Origin of the sequence: Micromonospora orduensis, assembly GCF_006228125.1 — a bacterium.
GTDB classification, from domain to species: Bacteria; Actinomycetota; Actinomycetes; order Mycobacteriales; family Micromonosporaceae; genus Micromonospora; species Micromonospora orduensis.
The window spans coordinates 1-16,245 of record NZ_VDFY01000243.1; the positions used below are offsets into that span (position 1 = coordinate 1).

Annotated in this window: 15 protein-coding genes; 3 read left to right on the forward strand and 12 right to left on the reverse strand. The window is 71.2% G+C overall.

Annotation, left to right across the window (positions count from 1 at the left end):
• Nucleotides 1-394 precede the first annotated feature (394 nt).
• Entirely contained in the window at nt 395-871 is a 477-nt protein-coding gene (locus tag FHG89_RS27385; RefSeq protein WP_139587293.1) for a winged helix-turn-helix transcriptional regulator, read from the reverse strand.
• A gap of 55 nt (nt 872-926) precedes the next feature.
• Between FHG89_RS27385 and FHG89_RS27390 the strand changes: the two genes are divergently transcribed.
• On the forward strand, nt 927-1,433 hold the full coding sequence (locus tag FHG89_RS27390) for a PaaI family thioesterase (protein ID WP_139587294.1): 507 nt from the start codon (nt 927-929) through the stop codon (nt 1,431-1,433).
• Nucleotides 1,434-1,526: 93 nt separating this feature from the next.
• Here FHG89_RS27390 and FHG89_RS27395 read toward each other — a convergent pair whose 3' ends face one another.
• The 3 genes from FHG89_RS27395 to FHG89_RS27405 form a co-directional block, all read right to left on the reverse strand.
• Nucleotides 1,527-2,462 (reverse strand): acyl-ACP desaturase, encoded by a 936-nt coding sequence (locus FHG89_RS27395; protein ID WP_139587306.1) that lies wholly within the window; start codon nt 2,460-2,462, stop codon nt 1,527-1,529.
• A gap of 77 nt (nt 2,463-2,539) precedes the next feature.
• Nucleotides 2,540-3,868: a histidine--tRNA ligase gene (gene hisS, locus FHG89_RS27400; protein ID WP_139587295.1), complete on the reverse strand. Its 1,329-nt coding sequence runs from the start codon at nt 3,866-3,868 to the stop codon at nt 2,540-2,542.
• Between the two features lie 74 nt (nt 3,869-3,942).
• Nucleotides 3,943-4,653: an MBL fold metallo-hydrolase gene (locus FHG89_RS27405; RefSeq protein ID WP_139587296.1), complete on the reverse strand. Its 711-nt coding sequence runs from the start codon at nt 4,651-4,653 to the stop codon at nt 3,943-3,945.
• Nucleotides 4,654-4,919: 266 nt separating this feature from the next.
• On the opposite strand from FHG89_RS27405, the gene FHG89_RS27410 reads away from it, so the two are divergent.
• Nucleotides 4,920-5,798, forward strand: coding sequence for a peptidylprolyl isomerase (locus FHG89_RS27410; RefSeq protein WP_139587297.1), 879 nt, complete (start codon nt 4,920-4,922; stop codon nt 5,796-5,798).
• A 58-nt stretch (nt 5,799-5,856) separates the two neighbouring features.
• Entirely contained in the window at nt 5,857-6,696 is an 840-nt protein-coding gene (locus tag FHG89_RS27415; protein WP_139587298.1) for a peptidylprolyl isomerase, read from the forward strand.
• Between the two features lie 66 nt (nt 6,697-6,762).
• Here FHG89_RS27415 and FHG89_RS27420 read toward each other — a convergent pair whose 3' ends face one another.
• From FHG89_RS27420 to ruvC, 8 genes are all read right to left on the reverse strand, one after another.
• A complete protein-coding gene (locus FHG89_RS27420; RefSeq protein ID WP_139587299.1) occupies nt 6,763-9,273 on the reverse strand; it encodes a RelA/SpoT family protein in 2,511 nt (836 codons plus the stop codon).
• Between the two features lie 170 nt (nt 9,274-9,443).
• On the reverse strand, nt 9,444-10,010 hold the full coding sequence (locus tag FHG89_RS27425; protein WP_139587300.1) for an adenine phosphoribosyltransferase: 567 nt from the start codon (nt 10,008-10,010) through the stop codon (nt 9,444-9,446).
• 106 nt (nt 10,011-10,116) lie between these two features.
• Nucleotides 10,117-11,310 carry a protein translocase subunit SecF gene (secF, locus tag FHG89_RS27430; RefSeq protein ID WP_139587301.1) on the reverse strand — a complete coding sequence of 398 codons (1,194 nt, stop codon included), beginning with the start codon at nt 11,308-11,310 and terminating at the stop codon, nt 10,117-10,119.
• Nucleotide 11,311: 1 nt separating this feature from the next.
• Nucleotides 11,312-13,204 (reverse strand): protein translocase subunit SecD, encoded by a 1,893-nt coding sequence (secD, locus tag FHG89_RS27435; protein WP_208761129.1) that lies wholly within the window; start codon nt 13,202-13,204, stop codon nt 11,312-11,314.
• A gap of 280 nt (nt 13,205-13,484) precedes the next feature.
• Nucleotides 13,485-13,841 (reverse strand): preprotein translocase subunit YajC, encoded by a 357-nt coding sequence (gene yajC / locus FHG89_RS27440; protein WP_139587302.1) that lies wholly within the window; start codon nt 13,839-13,841, stop codon nt 13,485-13,487.
• 121 nt (nt 13,842-13,962) lie between these two features.
• A complete protein-coding gene (gene ruvB, locus FHG89_RS27445; protein WP_139587303.1) occupies nt 13,963-15,030 on the reverse strand; it encodes a Holliday junction branch migration DNA helicase RuvB in 1,068 nt (355 codons plus the stop codon).
• Nucleotides 15,027-15,629, reverse strand: coding sequence for a Holliday junction branch migration protein RuvA (ruvA, locus tag FHG89_RS27450; protein ID WP_139587304.1), 603 nt, complete (start codon nt 15,627-15,629; stop codon nt 15,027-15,029). Before ruvA ends, ruvB begins: the two co-directional genes overlap by 4 nt.
• Complete coding sequence (ruvC, locus tag FHG89_RS27455; RefSeq protein WP_139587305.1) at nt 15,626-16,153, reverse strand: crossover junction endodeoxyribonuclease RuvC; 528 nt, start codon at nt 16,151-16,153, stop codon at nt 15,626-15,628. The genes ruvA and ruvC overlap by 4 nt, the downstream gene beginning before the upstream one ends.
• Between the last annotated feature and the right edge of the window lie 92 nt (nt 16,154-16,245).

A 16,245-nucleotide genomic window follows, 5' to 3' on the forward strand; every position in this document is an offset into this window, starting at 1 on the left:
CCGATGAGCGTGCCGACGACCAGGCTTCCGGCCACGGCGACGGTGGCCGCAACACGGAACGAGGACCTCGTGGGTCGCATGTAACAAACCTCCTGGGCGGGGGATACGGGTCTCGCCGGGGACGGCTGACCCGAGGGCAACCCGGCCGATCAGGGGAAACCGCCCGGGGTGAACTGAAGTATTCACATGCTTGAGATCGTTGACAAGACTTGATTTCGCCGGATTCGCTAATCTTCGTCGGCCACATGCCCGCAACACCCCCGACACGATCGCCGACACCAGGCGTCACACCGGACGGGCGCCGGATCCGTTTCGGACACGCATGGCCATCGATGCGTTAGCGGGTCACGCGACCCGCGAGCCGGAGGTGGCGCCGATCGTCCGGCAGTCGGCCTCAGGGGGTACGGCGGTGGGCGCCCGGACCCGGGCGGGGCAGCACGTCGCGCGGCTCGTCGACCTCGTGCCCGTCGGCGCACCGCAGCGTGACGCGCACCTCCGCTCCGCAGTCGCGGTGCCCCACGCTCAACGGCGAGCCCTCCGGATCGGCGAGGTACCGGTCGCCCCACCCGAGCACGGCGACCAGCACCGGCCACAGGTCCAGGCCCTTCTCGGTCAGCCGGTACTCGTGGCGCAGCCGGCTGCCCGGCTCCCGGTACGGCTCGCGGCGCAGCACGCCCTGCCCCACCAGAGCGGTCAGGCGGTTGGTCAGCACCTGACGCGGGATGCCGGTGCGCACCCGCATGTCGTCGAAGCGCCGTACGCCGTTGAACACCTCACGGAGCACCACGAGCGTCCACCGCTCGCCGAGGATCACCATGGCGCGCGCGATGGTGCAGTTGTCCACTGACCAGTCCAGTGCCGCGGGTCTCATCCGCCCAGGCTAAGTCTCATTGACAGACTCAGCAATGGGCTGCCACGCTGCGTCCATGACACAGACGCAGGAGCCGGCGCGCAGCCGTACCTTCACCTGGTCGGACCCGGCGGCCAACGCCGCGCAGGTCGGTCAGCGCAGCGGCATCGAGATGCTCCGCGCGATGATCGCCGGCGAGCTGGCCGGACCACCGGTGATGGACCTGATCGACATGGCGCGGATGGAGGCCGACGAGGGACGGGTCGTCGTCGAGCTGACCCCGCAGGAGTTCCACTACAACCCGCTCGGCAGCGTCCACGGTGGCGTCCTGTCGACGCTGCTGGACACCGCCGCCGCCTGCGCCGTGCACACCACGCTGCCCGCCGGCGTCGGCTACACCTCGCTGGACCTGAACGTGAAGTTCCTCCGCCCGGTCACGGTGGACAGCGGCACGCTGCGGTGCGAGGGCACGGTGCTGCAACGCGGCAGGCGCACGGCCCTGGCCGAGGCCCGCATCACCGACGCGAGCGGCCGCCTGACAGCCCACGCGACAAGCACCTGCCTCCTGTTTCCCCTCCCCTGACCGGGGTTGATCATGAAGTTGTCGCCATGACACGCCAACACGGTGGGCGACAACTTCATGATCAGCAGCGTGGGCCGGTGGGCCCTGGCGGGGTCAGCGCAGGGCCAGTCGGGCTGCTCGGGCGTCGCGCTTCTCCTCGAAGCGGCGTGCCGCGCTCTCCAGGGTCTCCAGTTGGGCTGCCAGCTCCTCGCGGGCGGCCTCGCCGTCGGCGTCCAGGCCGGTCACGTTGAACACGTCCCACTGGCGCAGCACCGGCTGGAGGACCTCGTCGCGGTGCTGACGCAGGTCGTAGATGCCGGCCAGGGCGATCGCCACCGACTTGCGGGCGAAGCCGTCGATGCCGTTGCCGGGCATCTGGAAGTCGGCCACCACGTCGGCGACGGCCCGCATGGCCTGGCTCGGGGCCAGCTCGAAGGCGGCGGCGAGCAGGTTGCGGTAGAAGACCATGTGCAGGTTCTCGTCGGCGGCGACCCGGGCCAGCAGCGCCTCGCAGACCGGGTCACCGGTGGCCTTGCCGGTGTTGCGGTGCGAGATCCGGGTGGCCAGCTCCTGGAACGAGACGTACGCCAGCGAGTGCAGCACCTCGTCGTCGTGCGCGTTGACGTACCCGGCGGACATGTGCGTCATCCGGGCCCGCTCCAGCGCCACCGGGTCCACCGCCCGGCTGACCGTCAGGTAGTCACGGATGGCCGTGCCGTGCCGGCCCTCCTCCGCCGTCCACCGGTGCACCCACGTGCCCCACGCGCCGTCCCGGCCGAACAGGGTGGCGATCTCGTGGTGGTAGGAGGGCAGGTTGTCCTCGGTCAGCAGGTTCACGATCAGCGCCGTACGCGCCACGTCGGGAATGGTGGAGTCGGTCGGCGACCACGCCTCGCCGCCGAGCGGCCCGTCGAAGGTACGCCCCTCGCTCCACGGCACGTACTCGTGCGGGAACCACTCCTTGGCCAGGGAGAGGTGGCGGTCGAGGTTGCGGGCAACCACCGGCTCCAACTCGACGAGGAGTGCGGTCTGGCTGAGTGTGGTGCTCATGGTCACGAGAAGCTCCCTACGGTGGCGTAACTTACGCTACCGTAGGTCCCCGCGGCCGTACGCGCCAGTCAGGAAGCTCAGCCAACCTTCGGAGTCAGGTCCTCCCGGGGCGGCATCCACTCCCCCGCGACGGCCGTGACCTGCTCACCCGAGCGGATGTCCTTCACCTCGTCCGGCGCGCCGTCGGCCCCCGGGAACCAGACGTACGGGATGCCCCGCCGCTCGGCGTAGCGGATCTGCTTGCCGAACTTCGCCGCGCTCGGCGACACCTCGGTCGGCACCCCGCGCCGCCGCAGCGCCTCGGCCACCCGGTTGCTTGCCGTACGCCGCTCCTCGCTGGTCACCGCGACGAGCACGGCGGTCGGCACCTCCCGGGAGACCGACAGCTCGCCCGCGCCGAAGAGCAGCCCGAGCAGCCGGGTCACCCCGATCGAGATCCCCACCCCGGGGTACGAGACAGTGCCGGCGGTGGCCAGGTTGTCGTACCGGCCGCCGGAGCAGATCGAGCCGAACCGCTCGTAGCCGCGCATCTGGGTCTCGTAGACGGTGCCGGTGTAGTAGTCCAGCCCGCGGGCGATGCGCAGGTCCGCCAGGCAGAGGCCGGGCGAGTGCTCGGCGGCGGTCTCCACCACCCGGACCAACTCCTCGATGCCCTCGTCCAGCAGCGGGTCGGTGACCCCCAGCGCGCGGACGGCGTCGGCGAACGAGGCGTCCGGCGCGGAGATCTCGGCCAGCGCCAGACACGCCTTGGCCTGCGACTCGCTCGCCCCGGCGGTCTGCGCCAGCAGCTCGGCGACCTTCGCCGGGCCGATCTTGTCGAGCTTGTCCACCGCGCGCAGCGCCGCCTCCGGGTCGGTCAACCCGATGCCCCGGTAGAAGCCTTCGTTGATCTTGCGGTTGTTGACCTGGATGGTCACCGGCGGGATCGGCAGCGAGCGCAGGGCGTCGCCGATCACCAGCGGCATCTCCGCCTCGTGGTGCGGCGCCAGGGTGTCCCGGTCGACGATGTCGATGTCGGCCTGGATGAACTCCCGGTAACGCCCCTCCTGCGGCCGCTCGCCGCGCCACACCTTCTGGATCTGGTAGCGGCGGAACGGGAAGGCCAGCTTGCCGGCGTTCTCCAGCACGTACCGGGCGAACGGCACGGTCAGGTCGAAGTGCAGCCCGAGCTGGTCGTCGCCGCCGGCGCCCTCGGCGTCGGCGTGCAGCCGCCGGATCACGTAGACCTCCTTGGAGGTCTCCCCCTTGCGCAGGAGCTGGTCGAGGGGCTCCACGGCGCGGGTCTCCAGCGGGGCGAAGCCGTACAGCTCGAAGGTCGCCCGGATCTTGTCGAGCACGAACTGCTCGACCATCCGCTGACCGGGGGTCCACTCCGGGAAACCGGAGATGGGCGTGGGCTTGCTCATCGGCGTACTCCTTGCGGTGCCGCGCCCACACGGCGCGGTGATGTCGTGGGTCCGCGCGCGGCGCGGACGAAGAACTAGAGGCCCCGGGTGGGCGCGGCCGGCGACGTGCCGGCCACCTCGACGAGGTACGGGTTGCTGGCGCGCTCGCGGCCGATGGTGGTGCTCGGACCGTGGCCGGGCAGGACGACGGTGTCGTCGGCCAGCGGGAGGATCTTGTCGCGCAGGCTGGTGAGCATGGCCGGCATGCTCCCGCCCGGCAGGTCGGTGCGGCCGATCGACCCCGCGAAGAGCACGTCGCCGGAGAGGCAGATCTCGTCCGCCTCCCAGCCCGAGCCCGCGCCGGGCAGCCGGAACAGCACCGACCCGCCGGTATGGCCCGGGGCGTGGTCGACGGCGATCTCCAGCCCGGCGAGGGTGAGGGTCGCGCCGTCGGTCAGCTCCGCCACGTCCTCCGGCTCGGTGTAGCTCAACCGGCCGCCGAAGAGCGACGTCAGGTCGGTGGACAGGCCCTTGGCGGGGTCGGCCAGCATCTCCCGGTCGCCGGGGTGCACATACGCGGTGATGCCGCGCGCGCCGCAGACCGGCGCGACCGAGAACGTGTGGTCGAGGTGGCCGTGGGTGAGCAGCACGGCGGCCGGGTGCAGGCGGTGCTCGGCGAGCAACGCGTCGAGCTGGTCGAGCACCCCGATGCCGGGGTCGACCACCACGCACTGCTCCCCCGGCGCGGTCGCCACCACGTAGCAGTTGGTGCCGAAGGCGTCGGCGGGAAAGCCGGCCACGAGCACGGGCGCTGTCCTTCCGTCGAACTGTCGTCCTGCCCAGCAGCCTATCCGGCCGGGCGAACCGGTTTGTCGCGTCCGTCCCGCCGGCCCCGCCCAGCACAGTGACATCGCCCGATAAGCGCTGCTCGCGGCGGGGTGGACCTCGTACACCACATTCCCAGTCGCTAGCCGTACACTCTGGCGGGCGTGTGGCGCGGCACACGTGACGCCCGGACGGGCCGGGACGCCCGGCCGCCGGCGACGACCTGGCGAAGGAGAGGGGAGCACCTGTGGCTTCCAGCAGGGACCGGCAGCGCAAACTGGCGCGTGCCAAGCTCGACCGACAGTTGGCCCGCCGGGCCGCCGCCACGCGGCGGCGTCGGCAGATCCAGGCCGGTGTCGGCGCCGCGCTGGTCCTCGTGCTGATCGTGGCCGGCTCGGCGTGGGCGTTGGGGGCGTTCGACTCCGACCCGAAGCAGAACACGGCCGCGGAGGACACCTGCCTCTGGACGCCGCAGGACGCGACGGCCAACATTAACCTCAAGGACGTCGGTACGCCGGAGACCAAGGGCCTGCCGACCGCCGGCACCCGGGCGATGACCGTGACCACCAACCAGGGCGCGCCGATCACCGCCGAACTGAACCTCACCAACTCGCCGTGCGCGGCGGCGAGCATCGCCCACCTGGCGAGCCGGTCGTTCTACGACAACACCAAGTGCCACGAGATCACCGCCGAGGGGGCGCTGCGCTGCGGCGACCCCAGCGGCACCGGACTCGGCGGGCCCACCTACTCGTTCTACGACGAGGAGGTGCCGACCGTGCCGTCGGCGTCCCCGTCGGCCAGCCCGGCGCCCGGCCAGCCGCCGACGTACCCCAAGGGGACCGTGGCGATGATCTCCAACCCGCCGGGCAGCAACGGCAGCCAGTTCCTGATCTTCTTCAAGGACTTCACCACCACCGACCCCAAGTACCCGGTGGTCGGCACGGTCACCGGCGGTCTGGACGTGGTCGAGAAAATCGGCGCCCTGCCGACCGTGGACAATGGGACCGGGGCGAAGGTCAAGCCCAAGACCGATGTGGTGATCCAGAGCCTCACGGTCGGCGAGCCGGCCACCGGCGCGGCAGCGTCGACGTCCGGCGCCCCGGCCAGCAGCCCGAGCGCCGGCTGACCGGTCGCACCACCCACCCGAGCGGCACCCGGAAACAGACAGCCAGGAGGATCCAGGCGTGACGTCCACCAGAGAGCGGCAGCGCGCGGCGGCACGCGCCCGACTCGAGAAGGAGATGGCCGAGCGGGCGGGCAAGGCCCGCAAGCGCCGCCAGACGCAGGCGATCGTCAGCGCGGCCGCCGTGCTGGTGCTCGTGGTCGCCGGCACCGTCTGGCTCGCGACCACCCTCGGCGGCGACGACGACAAGACCGACACCGCCGCACCGGCGGCCGGCGCGTCCGAGTGCGTCTACAACGAGCTGCCGGCCGACCAGCGGTCCCCGCAGATCAAGGATGTCGGGTTGCCGAGCAACCAGCAGTCCGCCACGGGTGTGCAGACCATGACGATCACCACAAACCTCGGCCCGATCACGGCCAAGGTCGACCGGTCGTTGGTGCCGTGCACGGCGGGGGCGTTCACCCTCCTCGCGGACAAGAACTTCTTCGACAACTCCAAGTGCCACCGCCTGGTGACCGAGGGCATCAAGGTGCTCCAGTGCGGTGACCCGAGCGCCACCGGCAAGGGCTGGCGGGACACCGACGGCACCGGCGGCCCGAGCTTCCGGCTGCCGGAGGAGAACCTGCCCACCGACAAGCGCCCGCCGTACCCCGAGGGCGTCATCGCGATGGCCAACTCCGGGCAGCCGGGCAGCACCGGCAGCCAGTTCTTCATCGTCTACGGCGACTCGCCGCTGGACCCGGCGTACACGGTGCTGGGCAGCGTCACCGGCGGCATGGACATCGTCAAGGACGTGGCCAAGGCCGGTGACGACGGGGCGTTCGCCCAGCAGGCCGGTGGTGGCCACCCGAAGAAGGAGGTCGTCATCTCCGACCTCACCATGAGCCCGCCGCAGGGCTGACACCAGGGCAGACAGCGAAGCGCCCGCCGGCTCAGCCGGCGGGCGCTGTCGTGTCCGGGGTACGCCTCAGGCGCCCGAGGTGACCCGGTACGCGTCGAACACACCGTCGACCTTGCGGACCGTGGCCAACAGGTGGCCCAGGTGCTTCGGGTCGGCCATCTCGAAGCTGAACCGGCTCACCGCCACCCGGTCGCGGGTGGTGGTGACGGTGGCGGAGAGGATGTTGACCCGCTCGTCGGAGAGCACCCGGGTGACGTCGGCCAGCAGCTTGTGCCGGTCCAGGGCCTCGACCTGGATGGCGACCAGGAACGTCGAGGCGGACGTGAGCTTCCAGCTCACCTCGACGACCCGCTCGCTCTGCGCCCGCAGGTCCTCGGCGTTGGCGCAGTCGTCGCGGTGCACGCTCACCCCGCCGGAGCGGGTGACGAAGCCGAACACCGAGTCCGGTGGGACCGGCGTGCAGCAGCGGGCCAACTTGATCCAGACGTCGCTGACGCCCCGGACCACGACACCGGGGTCGCTGCTGCTCTGCCGGCTGCGCGGCGGCCGGGTGGCGACGGCGGTCTCGGCGATGTCCTCCGCCGCGCCCTCCTCGCCGCCGTACGCGGCCATCAGCTTCTGCACGACCGACTGGGCGGAGACCTGGCTGTCGCCGACCGCCGCGTACAGCGACGCCACGTCGGCCAGGTGCAGGTCCCGGGCGATCGACATCAGCGCGTCGGAGGTGAGCATCCGCTGCAACGGCATGCCCTGCTTGCGCATCGCCTTGACGATCGCGTCCTTGCCGGCCTCGATCGCCTCCTCGCGGCGCTCCTTGTTGAAGTACTGGCGGATCTTCGTCCGGGCGCGGGGGCTCTTGACGAAGCCCAGCCAGTCCTGCGTGGGGCCCGCCGTCTCGGACTTCGACGTGAAGATCTCGATCACGTCGCCGTTGGACAGCGTCGACTCCAGGGGCACCAGCTTGCCGTTGACCCGCGCCCCGATGCACTTGTGCCCCACCTCGGTGTGCACCGCGTACGCGAAGTCCACGGGCGTCGACCCGGTCGGCAGCGGGATGACGTCACCCTTGGGGGTGAAGACGTACACCTCCTGGCTGGACAGGTCGAAGCGCAGCGCGTCCAGGAACTCGCTCGGGTCGGCCGCCTCGCGCTGCCAGTCCAGCAGTTGCCGCAGCCAGGTCATCTCGTCGATGTGCGCGGGCGGGCCGACGATCTGGGTGCCCTTGTGCTCCTTGTACTTCCAGTGCGCGGCGATGCCGAACTCCGCGGTGCGGTGCATCGCGTACGTGCGGATCTGCATCTCCACCGGCTTGCCGGTGGGCCCGATGACAGTCGTGTGCAACGACTGGTACATGTTGAACTTGGGCATCGCGATGTAGTCCTTGAACCGGCCCGGCACCGGCTGCCAGTTGGCGTGGATGACGCCCAGCGCCGCGTAGCAGTCGCGAACCGTGTCGACCAGGATCCGCACACCCACCAGGTCGTAGATGTCGTTGAAGTCACGGCCCCGCACGATCATCTTCTGGTAGATCGAGTAGAGGTGCTTCGGCCGACCGGTGGTCTCTGCCTTGATCTTGGCGGCCTTGAGGTCGGTGCCGACCTTCTGGGTGACCTGCCGCAACAGCGACTCCCGCTGCGGCTGGTGCTCCCCGATCAGCCGGTTGATCTCCTCGTAGCGCTTCGGGAACAGCGTCCCGAAGGCCAGATCCTCCAGCTCCCACTTGATCGTGTTCATACCGAGCCGGTGCGCGAGGGGCGCCAGGATCTCCAGCGTCTCCTTGGCCTTCTGCTCCTGCTTGGGGCGGGGCAGGAAGGTCAGGGTGCGCATGTTGTGCAACCGGTCGGCCAGCTTGATCACCAGCACCCGCGGGTCCTTGGCCATCGCCACGACCATCTTGCGGATCGTCTCGGCCTTCGCCGCGTCGCCCAGCTTGACCTTGTCGAGCTTGGTGACGCCGTCGACCAGCAGCGCGACCTCGCCGCCGAAGTCGGCGCGCATCGCGTCGAGCGTGTATTCCGTGTCCTCGATGGTGTCGTGCAGCAGCGCGGCGACAAGCGTGGTGGTGTCCATCCCCAGGTTGCCCAGGATGGTCGCCACGGCAAGGGGGTGCGTGATGTACGGGTCGCCGGACTTGCGGTACTGCCCGGAGTGCCACCGCGCGGCCGTGTCGAAGGCGCGCTGGAGCAGCCGCGCGTCGGCCTTCGGGTGGTTTTCCCGATGGCTCGCGATGAGCGGCTCCAGCACCTCGCTGACCTGCGAGGTCTGCCACGGCGCGTTGAACCGGGCCAGCCGGGCACGGACCCGTCGGCCGGTGGGCGCGTTGGACAGCCCGAAGCCGCCACTCGGGGACGGGTCGACACCGGCGTCGGTCGGGAACGGGACGACGACCCCGTCGGCGCCCGCCTCCGCCGCCGGCGGAGCGCTGGCCGGGAGCACCGCGCTCTCGCCCGGGGCTCTGCCGTTGCCGTTGCCCGTCACCCGGGCTGGCGTGTCACCCGTCCGCTCGGTCACCGAGCCGTCAGCGTCGCCTGTCGGATGCACCGTGCCCTCCACCGGAGGGACGACATCGTGGGACACCGGCCTCCTCACCGCTCGCCGGAAACACACCGGCCGAACATCGGCCGGCCTGGTCTCGTGCCGCCGGACGGGGTACCGCCGGCGTCAGCAAAGGGCAATGCTACCCGCACGGACGGTCCCCTGCCGCTCCGCCGGACGGTCGACGGCCGGGGCGACCACCACGGTCGGGCTCAAACGGTCAGCAGGGCATGGACGGGACGCGGCGCCAGCCGCTCCCGTCCGGCCAGGAAGCCGAGTTCCAGCAGCACGGTGAAACCGGTGACGGTGCCGCCGGCCCGCTCGACCAGATCCAGCGTCGCCTCGGCGGTGCCACCGGTGGCCAGCACGTCGTCGACCACAAGCACCCGATGCCCGGCGGTGAACGCGCCCTCGTGCACCTCGAGGGTCGCCTCGCCGTACTCCAGGGCGTAGGAGACCGAGTGCGCCACGCGGGGCAGCTTGCCGGCCTTGCGCACCGGCACCACACCCACCCCGGCCGCGTACGCGACGGCCGCCGCGACGACGAACCCCCGCGCCTCGATGCCGACCACGACGTCGAAGCCGTCCCGCCCGTGGTACCCGACGATCCCGTCGACCACCTCGCGGAACACCTTCCCGTCGGCGAACAACGGCATCAGGTCCTTGAACAGGACGCCGGGCTGGGGAAAGTCGGGCACGTCCAGCACCCGGCTGGCCACCAGCCGGGCGGTCTCCGGGCCGCTGTCCCCGCGCGCGGCGGTGCTGTGGGTCTCCGTCACGACTGTTCCGTTTCCCTTCCGACGACGACGGCGTCCGGCGATGCTGCTCGCACAGCATGCCGGACGCCGTTCGGGCGTTTCCTCCCGGGTCTGCCCCGGGGGCCGGTCAGCGCCGCTTGGCGCCACCCGGCCGGTTGCCGCCGCCACCGGGGCGACCGCCCCGGGCACCGGTCGGCCGCTTGCCCGCCGGCCGCGCGCCCACCTTCGGCGCGGCACCGGCCAGCGCCGCCGCGTCCGGGTCGGGCTCCGCGTCGGTGCCGTCGGACTGGGCCGGGTTCGGGGCGCCCTTCGGCGTGACCTCACCGCGGGCCAAGGCGCCCCGGCGGGTCAGCACCCGCTTGTTGTGCGCCTGGATCCGCGGGTCGTAGTTCTTCAGCAGCGCCAGCAGCGGCGTCGCCACCAGGATGGAGGTCAGGAACGCCACCGCCATACCGACGAACAGCACCAGGCCGAGGTCCTTCAGCGTGCCCGCGCCGAGCAGGCCGGCACCGATGAAGAGCAGACCACCGACGGGCAGCAGCGCCACCACGGAGGTGTTCAGCGACCGCATGAGGCTCTGGTTGACGGCCAGGTTGGCCGCCTCGCCGTACGTCTGGTTGTTGTTGGCGGTGATGCCCCGGGTGTTCTCCTGGACCTTGTCGAAGACCACCACCACGTCGTAGAGCGCGAAGCCCAGGATCGTGAGGAAACCGATGATCGTCGACGGGGTGACCTCGAAGCCGACAAGCGAGTAGATGCCGGCGGTGAGGATCAGGTTGGTGATCAGCGAGGCGACCGCGGCCACGGCCATCCGCCACTCGAAGCGCAGGATCAGGTAGACCATCACCAGCGCGATGAAGATGACCAGACCGAGCACTGCCCGCTCGGTGACCTGGCTGCCCCACGCCTCGCTGACCTGGTTGCTGCTGATCTCGTCGACGTTGATGCCGAGGTCGTCGGCGATCTGGGCCTTGACCGCGGTGGCCTGCTCGGCGCTGAGCTGGGGCGTGCGCAGCTCGTACGAGTCGCCGCCCGGGCCGCCGACCTTCTGCGTGGTGACCACCTCGACGCCGGTGTTCTCGGCGGCGAGGGCCGAGTTGACCTCCCGCTCGGCGTCGTCAAGCGTGCCGACGCTGGCCGGCACCTGGAACGAGTTGCCGCCGGCGAACTCGATGCCGAGGCTGAAGCCGCGCAGCCCGAAGCTGAGGATCGCGATCAGGATCAGGACACCGGCGACGCCGAACCAGAGCTTGCGCTTACCGACGATGTTGAGACCGGCCTCGCCGTTGTAGAGGCGGCTCGCCAGACCGTTAGCAGCCATCTCAGGCCTCCTTGGCGCGCGGGTTGCGGGGCTGAGTCTGCTGGGTGCGGGCCGGAAGCGCCCGGCCCAGACCGCTGACCCGCGGGGACAGGAACGCCCGGGTCCGGGCGAACATCGTCATGATCGGGTGCCGGAAGAGGAACACCACCACGAGGTCCAGCACGGTGGCCAGGCCGAGGGCGAAGGCGAAGCCCTTGACCGTGCCGACCGAGACCACGTAGAGCACCACCGCCGAGAGCAGGGTGATCGCGTTGGCCGAGATGATCGTGCGGCGGGCGCGGATCCAGGCACGGGGCACCGCGCTGCGCGGGCTGCGCCCCTCCCGGATCTCGTCCTTCAACCGTTCGAAGTAGATGACGAACGAGTCCGCCGCCACACCGAGCGAGACGATCATGCCGGCGATGCCGGCGAGGGTGAGCGTGAAGCCGATCTGCCGGCCGAGCACCACGAGCGCGCCGAAGACCAGCAGCGCCGAGAGGATCAGGCTCAGGAAGATCACCGAGCCGAGCAGCCGGTAGTAGAAGAACGCGTAGATGATGACCAGCAGCATGCCGATGCCGGCCGCGAGCAGACCGGCCCGCAGGTGGCTGGCGCCAAGCGTGGCGGTGACGTTCTGCGCCTCCTGCTGCTCGAAGGTCACCGGCAGCGCGCCGTAGCGGAGCTGGCCGGCGAGCGTGCTGGCGTCCTTCTGGGTGAAGTTGCCGGTGATCTGGGAGTTACCGGTCAGCACACCCTGGATCTCCGGGGAGGAGACGATCTCGTTGTCCAGCACGACGGCCACCCGGCACTTGCCGTCCTGGCCCAGCGCGGTCGCGTCGCAGGCCTGGCCCTCGTTGTTGAACGCCTCACGGGTCAGCGCGGTCCACTTGCCCTGGCCGTTGCCGGTGAAGTCGAGGCTGACCACCCAGGAGTTGGTCTGGTCGAGCACCGCGTCGGCGTCGGACACGTCCGTGCCCAGCACCTTGGCCTGGTCGAGCAGGTACTTCGAGGCGCCGTCCTCGCAGGAGACCACCTGCTGCTTCGGGTCGGAGATCGACGCCGGGGGGCGCTGGTCGAGCTGCGCGCAGCCGATCGTCGGCACGTTGAACTGCATCTGCGCCGGCAGCACCGCCACCTCCTGCGGCGACAGCGTGCCGAACGGCTTGAGCTTGTCGGCCAGCGACGGGTCGGCGGTCAGGTCGGCCGGGGCCTGCAGACCGTTGGCGGCCTGCCAGGCGGCGGCGCCCACCTTCTGCTCGACGGCCTTGCGCTGCTCCTCGATGCTGGCCGGCACCGGCTCGGCGCTGGCGCTCGGCGACGGCGCGGCGGCACTCGGCGAGGCCGAGGCGGATGCCGACGGGGTCGGCGTGGCGCTGGGCGACGCCGGGGCCATTCCGCCCTGGCCGCCGCTGGGCGACGAGGTCGCCTTCGGCGCGGCGCTGCCCGACGGGGTCGGCGACGCGGCGCCGGACGGGGTCGGCGTGGCGGCCGGTGGCGCCGCGGCCGCCCCGCTGCCGTCGGCGGCCTTGAGCACCTTGCGGAAGCGCAGCTCGGCCGCTTCGCCGACGTCGTCGAGGTTGCGGTTCTCACCGGGCAGGGAGATGACGATGTTCCGGTTGCCCTCGGTGACCACCTCGGCCTCGGCCACGCCGAACGCGTTGACCCGGCTCTCGATGATCTGCCGGGCCTCCTCGAGGTTGTCCGCCGTCGGAGGCTTGCCGTCGACGGAGTTGGTCGCCTCCAGCGTCACCCGGGTGCCGCCGATCAGGTCCAGACCGAGCCGTGGCTCGAGCCGGTCCTTCCAACTGCCGCTGGCACCGCCCGCGAAGAACACCAGAAGGTAGAGGACCACGAAGATGAACCCGAGCACGGCGAGCTGCCGGCCGGGGCGCATCTGTCCCTGAGGTGGTGCCACGGTTGTCCTGTCTCCCTGTACGGTCGCGCCGCTGCGAGCGGCGGCGGCGAGTGTCGGGCCGGGGGCCCCGGCCGACGGGTCTGACCTGAGCCGGCGAGGTGCCGACACGATGGCCGGACGGGCCGACGCGGGACGCCGACGGTCACGGGAACGTGCCGACGCCCGGCGTCGACCCAACTATCCAGTTTTCACGTCTCGTTCGCTGCCCCGTCGGGCGCGACGGCCCCGGGGAGGGCTCGACCCGGCCGTACGCCGGAGGGCACCACCCCGGGAGGGAGGGTCACTCCTTGACGGTGTCCGCGTCCTCGGTGACCGGCTCGCTCGGCAGCTCCGCGCGGGTGACGACCCGGGCGATGGCGGGCCGGGCGTAGCGCGTCTGCACGCCGGGGGCGACCTCGATCAGAACGGTCTCGTCCTCGACGCCCGTGACCGTGCCGTAGAGCCCACCGATGGTGACGACCTCGTCGCCGGGGCCGAGCGCGGACTGCATCGCCTCCGCCTCGCGGCGGCGCTTCTGCTGGGGGCGGATCATCATGAAGTACATGACACCGAAGAGCAGGGCGATCATCAGGATCGGCGTGAAGCCGCCGGCCCCGCCGCCCGCTGCTAGGTAATGCACAGTTACTGACCTTCCCATTGGCCACCTGCCCGGCACGGGAGTGCCGGAGCGGAGGCGGATTCTCACGTCCCGTACAGACCGCGGCGAAGTCTAATCCCTGCACCTGAGAACACCGAATGCGGCACAGATCACGTTCACATCACGGCTGATCGGTCTCCAACGAGAACAGATCGGGCACTGGTGGGACTTCTACACCAAATGTACCATTCGGGGGTGTTCGGCCCAGGTGCCGCCAGGCGGCCTCGGTGGCCACCCGACCCCGCGGCGTACGCGCCAGCAGACCGGCCCGCACCAGGAAGGGCTCACAGACCTCCTCCACCGTGTCCGGCTGCTCCCCCACCGCCACGGCGAGCGTCGACAACCCCACCGGCCCGCCCCGGAACGAGTCGACAAGCGCGGTCAGCACCGCCCGGTCCAGCCGGTCCAGGCCCAGCGCGTCCACGTCGTACACCGTCAGCGCCTTGCGGGCGGTGCCCAGGGTGACCACGCCGTCGGCCCGGACCTCGGCGTAGTCGCGGACCCGGCGCAGCAGCCGGTTGGCGATCCGCGGGGTGCCCCGGGACCGGCCGGCGATCTCGGACGCGCCGTCGGCCGTGATCGGCACACCCAGGATCCGGGCCGAACGGTGCAGCAGCGTCTCCAGATCGGCCGGGGCGTAGAAGTCCAGGTGGGCGACGAAGCCGAACCGGTCCCGCATCGGCCCGGTCAACAGACCCGACCGGGTCGTCGCACCGACCAGGGTGAACGGCTCCACGTCCAACGGGATCGCCGTCGCGCCGGGCCCCTTGCCGACCACCACGTCGACCCGGAAGTCCTCCATCGCGCTGTACAGCAGCTCCTCCGCCGGACGCGCGATGCGATGGATCTCGTCGATGAACAGCACGTCACCCTCGGCGAGGCTGGTCAGGATCGCCGCCAGGTCACCCGAACGCTCGATCGCCGGGCCGCTGGTCACCCGGATGCCCGCGCCCAGCTCGGCGGCGACGATGTTGGCCAGACTCGTCTTGCCCAGGCCCGGTGGACCCGACAGCAGGATGTGATCCGGTGGCGAACCCCGCCGCATCGCGCCCTGCAACAACAGGTCGAGCTGGTCGCGTACCCGGTCCTGGGCGATGAACTCGGAAAGCCGCCTCGGCCGGACCGTGGCCTCCACGTCCCGGTCGGCGTCGCTGACGTACGCCGAGACGAGCCCCTCGGTCTCACTCATCGGGTACGGCCCAGCAGGCGGATGGCCTGCTTGAGCAGGACCGGCACGGGCGGCGTGGGCCCGTCGATGGTCTCCGCCACGGCGGCCACCGCCTGGTCGGCCTGCCCGGCCGTCCAGCCGAGGCCGACGAGCGCCTGGCGGACCTGGTCGGGCCAGGCGCCGCCGGTCACGCCGCCCACACCGTCCGGCCCGATCGAGACCGGCCCGATCCGGTCGCGCAGCTCCAGCACCAGGCGCTCGGCGCCCTTCTTGCCGATCCCGGGCACCCGGGTCAACGCGGCGGTGTCGGCGTTGGCGATCGCCTTGCGGACCGCGTCCGGGGTGTGCACGGCCAGCACCGCCTGAGCCAGCCGCGGGCCGACCCCGCTGGCGGTCTGGAGCAGCTCGAACAGCGCCCTGGCGTCGTCGTCCGCGAAGCCGTAGAGAGTCAGTGAGTCTTCCCGGACGATCAGGCTGGTGGCGAGTCGTGCGGTCTGGCCGACCCGCAGCTCGGCCAGTGTGCCGGGGGCGCAGTGCACGGCCAGGCCGACCCCGCCGACCTCGATCACGGCCAGGTCCGGCCCCGTCGCGGTCACCGTGCCGCGCACGCTGGCGATCATCGTGTTCCTCCTCGTCGTGCCCGGTCGGCCGCCGCGGCCAGCTTGGAGCGGGTCCCGCCGCGCCACACGTGGCAGATGGCCAGGGCGAGCGCGTCGGCCGCGTCGGCCGGCTTCGGTGGCTCGTCCAGCCGCAGCAGCCGCGTCACCATCGCCGTCATCTGCGCCTTGTCGGCCTGACCGGAGCCGGTCACGGCCGCCTTCACCTCACTCGGGGTGTACGTCTGCACGGGCAGCCCGGCGCGCGCCCCGGCCAGCACGGCGATGCCGCTGGCCTGCGCGGTGCCCATCACGGTGCGCACGTTGTGCTGGCTGAACACCCGCTCCACGGCGACGCTCTCCGGCTGGTGCTCGGCTACCAGTTTGGTCAGTGACCGGTCCAGGTGCAGCAGGCGCAGCGCCAGGTCGTCGGCCGGGTCGGTGTAGACCACGTAGTAGGCGACAAGCGTGCAGGGCCGGCCGGGAACGCCCTCGACCACGCCCACCCCACACCGGGTCAACCCCGGGTCGACACCCAGAACCCGCACCCGCACCCCTTCCCCAGCCACCAGCAGTACGTGTGTTCGACACCCTCTGTCCCTTATAGACATCTCCGAGCCCACGAGACCGGAGCCTATCT

Excerpts from the sequence above, each read along its gene's own strand:
- ruvB (WP_139587303.1), bottom strand. The coding sequence starts at position 15,030 with ATGAGTGAGACCGAGGGGCTCGTCTCGGCGTACGTCAGCGACGCCGAC.
- secF (WP_139587301.1), bottom strand. The coding sequence starts at position 11,310 with ATGGCTGCTAACGGTCTGGCGAGCCGCCTCTACAACGGCGAGGCCGGT.
- hisS (WP_139587295.1), bottom strand. The coding sequence starts at position 3,868 with ATGAGCAAGCCCACGCCCATCTCCGGTTTCCCGGAGTGGACCCCCGGT.
- yajC (WP_139587302.1), bottom strand. The coding sequence starts at position 13,841 with ATGGGAAGGTCAGTAACTGTGCATTACCTAGCAGCGGGCGGCGGGGCC.
- ruvA (WP_139587304.1), bottom strand. The coding sequence starts at position 15,629 with ATGATCGCCAGCGTGCGCGGCACGGTGACCGCGACGGGGCCGGACCTG.
- FHG89_RS27385 (WP_139587293.1), bottom strand. The coding sequence starts at position 871 with ATGAGACCCGCGGCACTGGACTGGTCAGTGGACAACTGCACCATCGCG.
- FHG89_RS27390 (WP_139587294.1), top strand. The coding sequence starts at position 927 with ATGACACAGACGCAGGAGCCGGCGCGCAGCCGTACCTTCACCTGGTCG.
- FHG89_RS27395 (WP_139587306.1), bottom strand. The coding sequence starts at position 2,462 with ATGAGCACCACACTCAGCCAGACCGCACTCCTCGTCGAGTTGGAGCCG.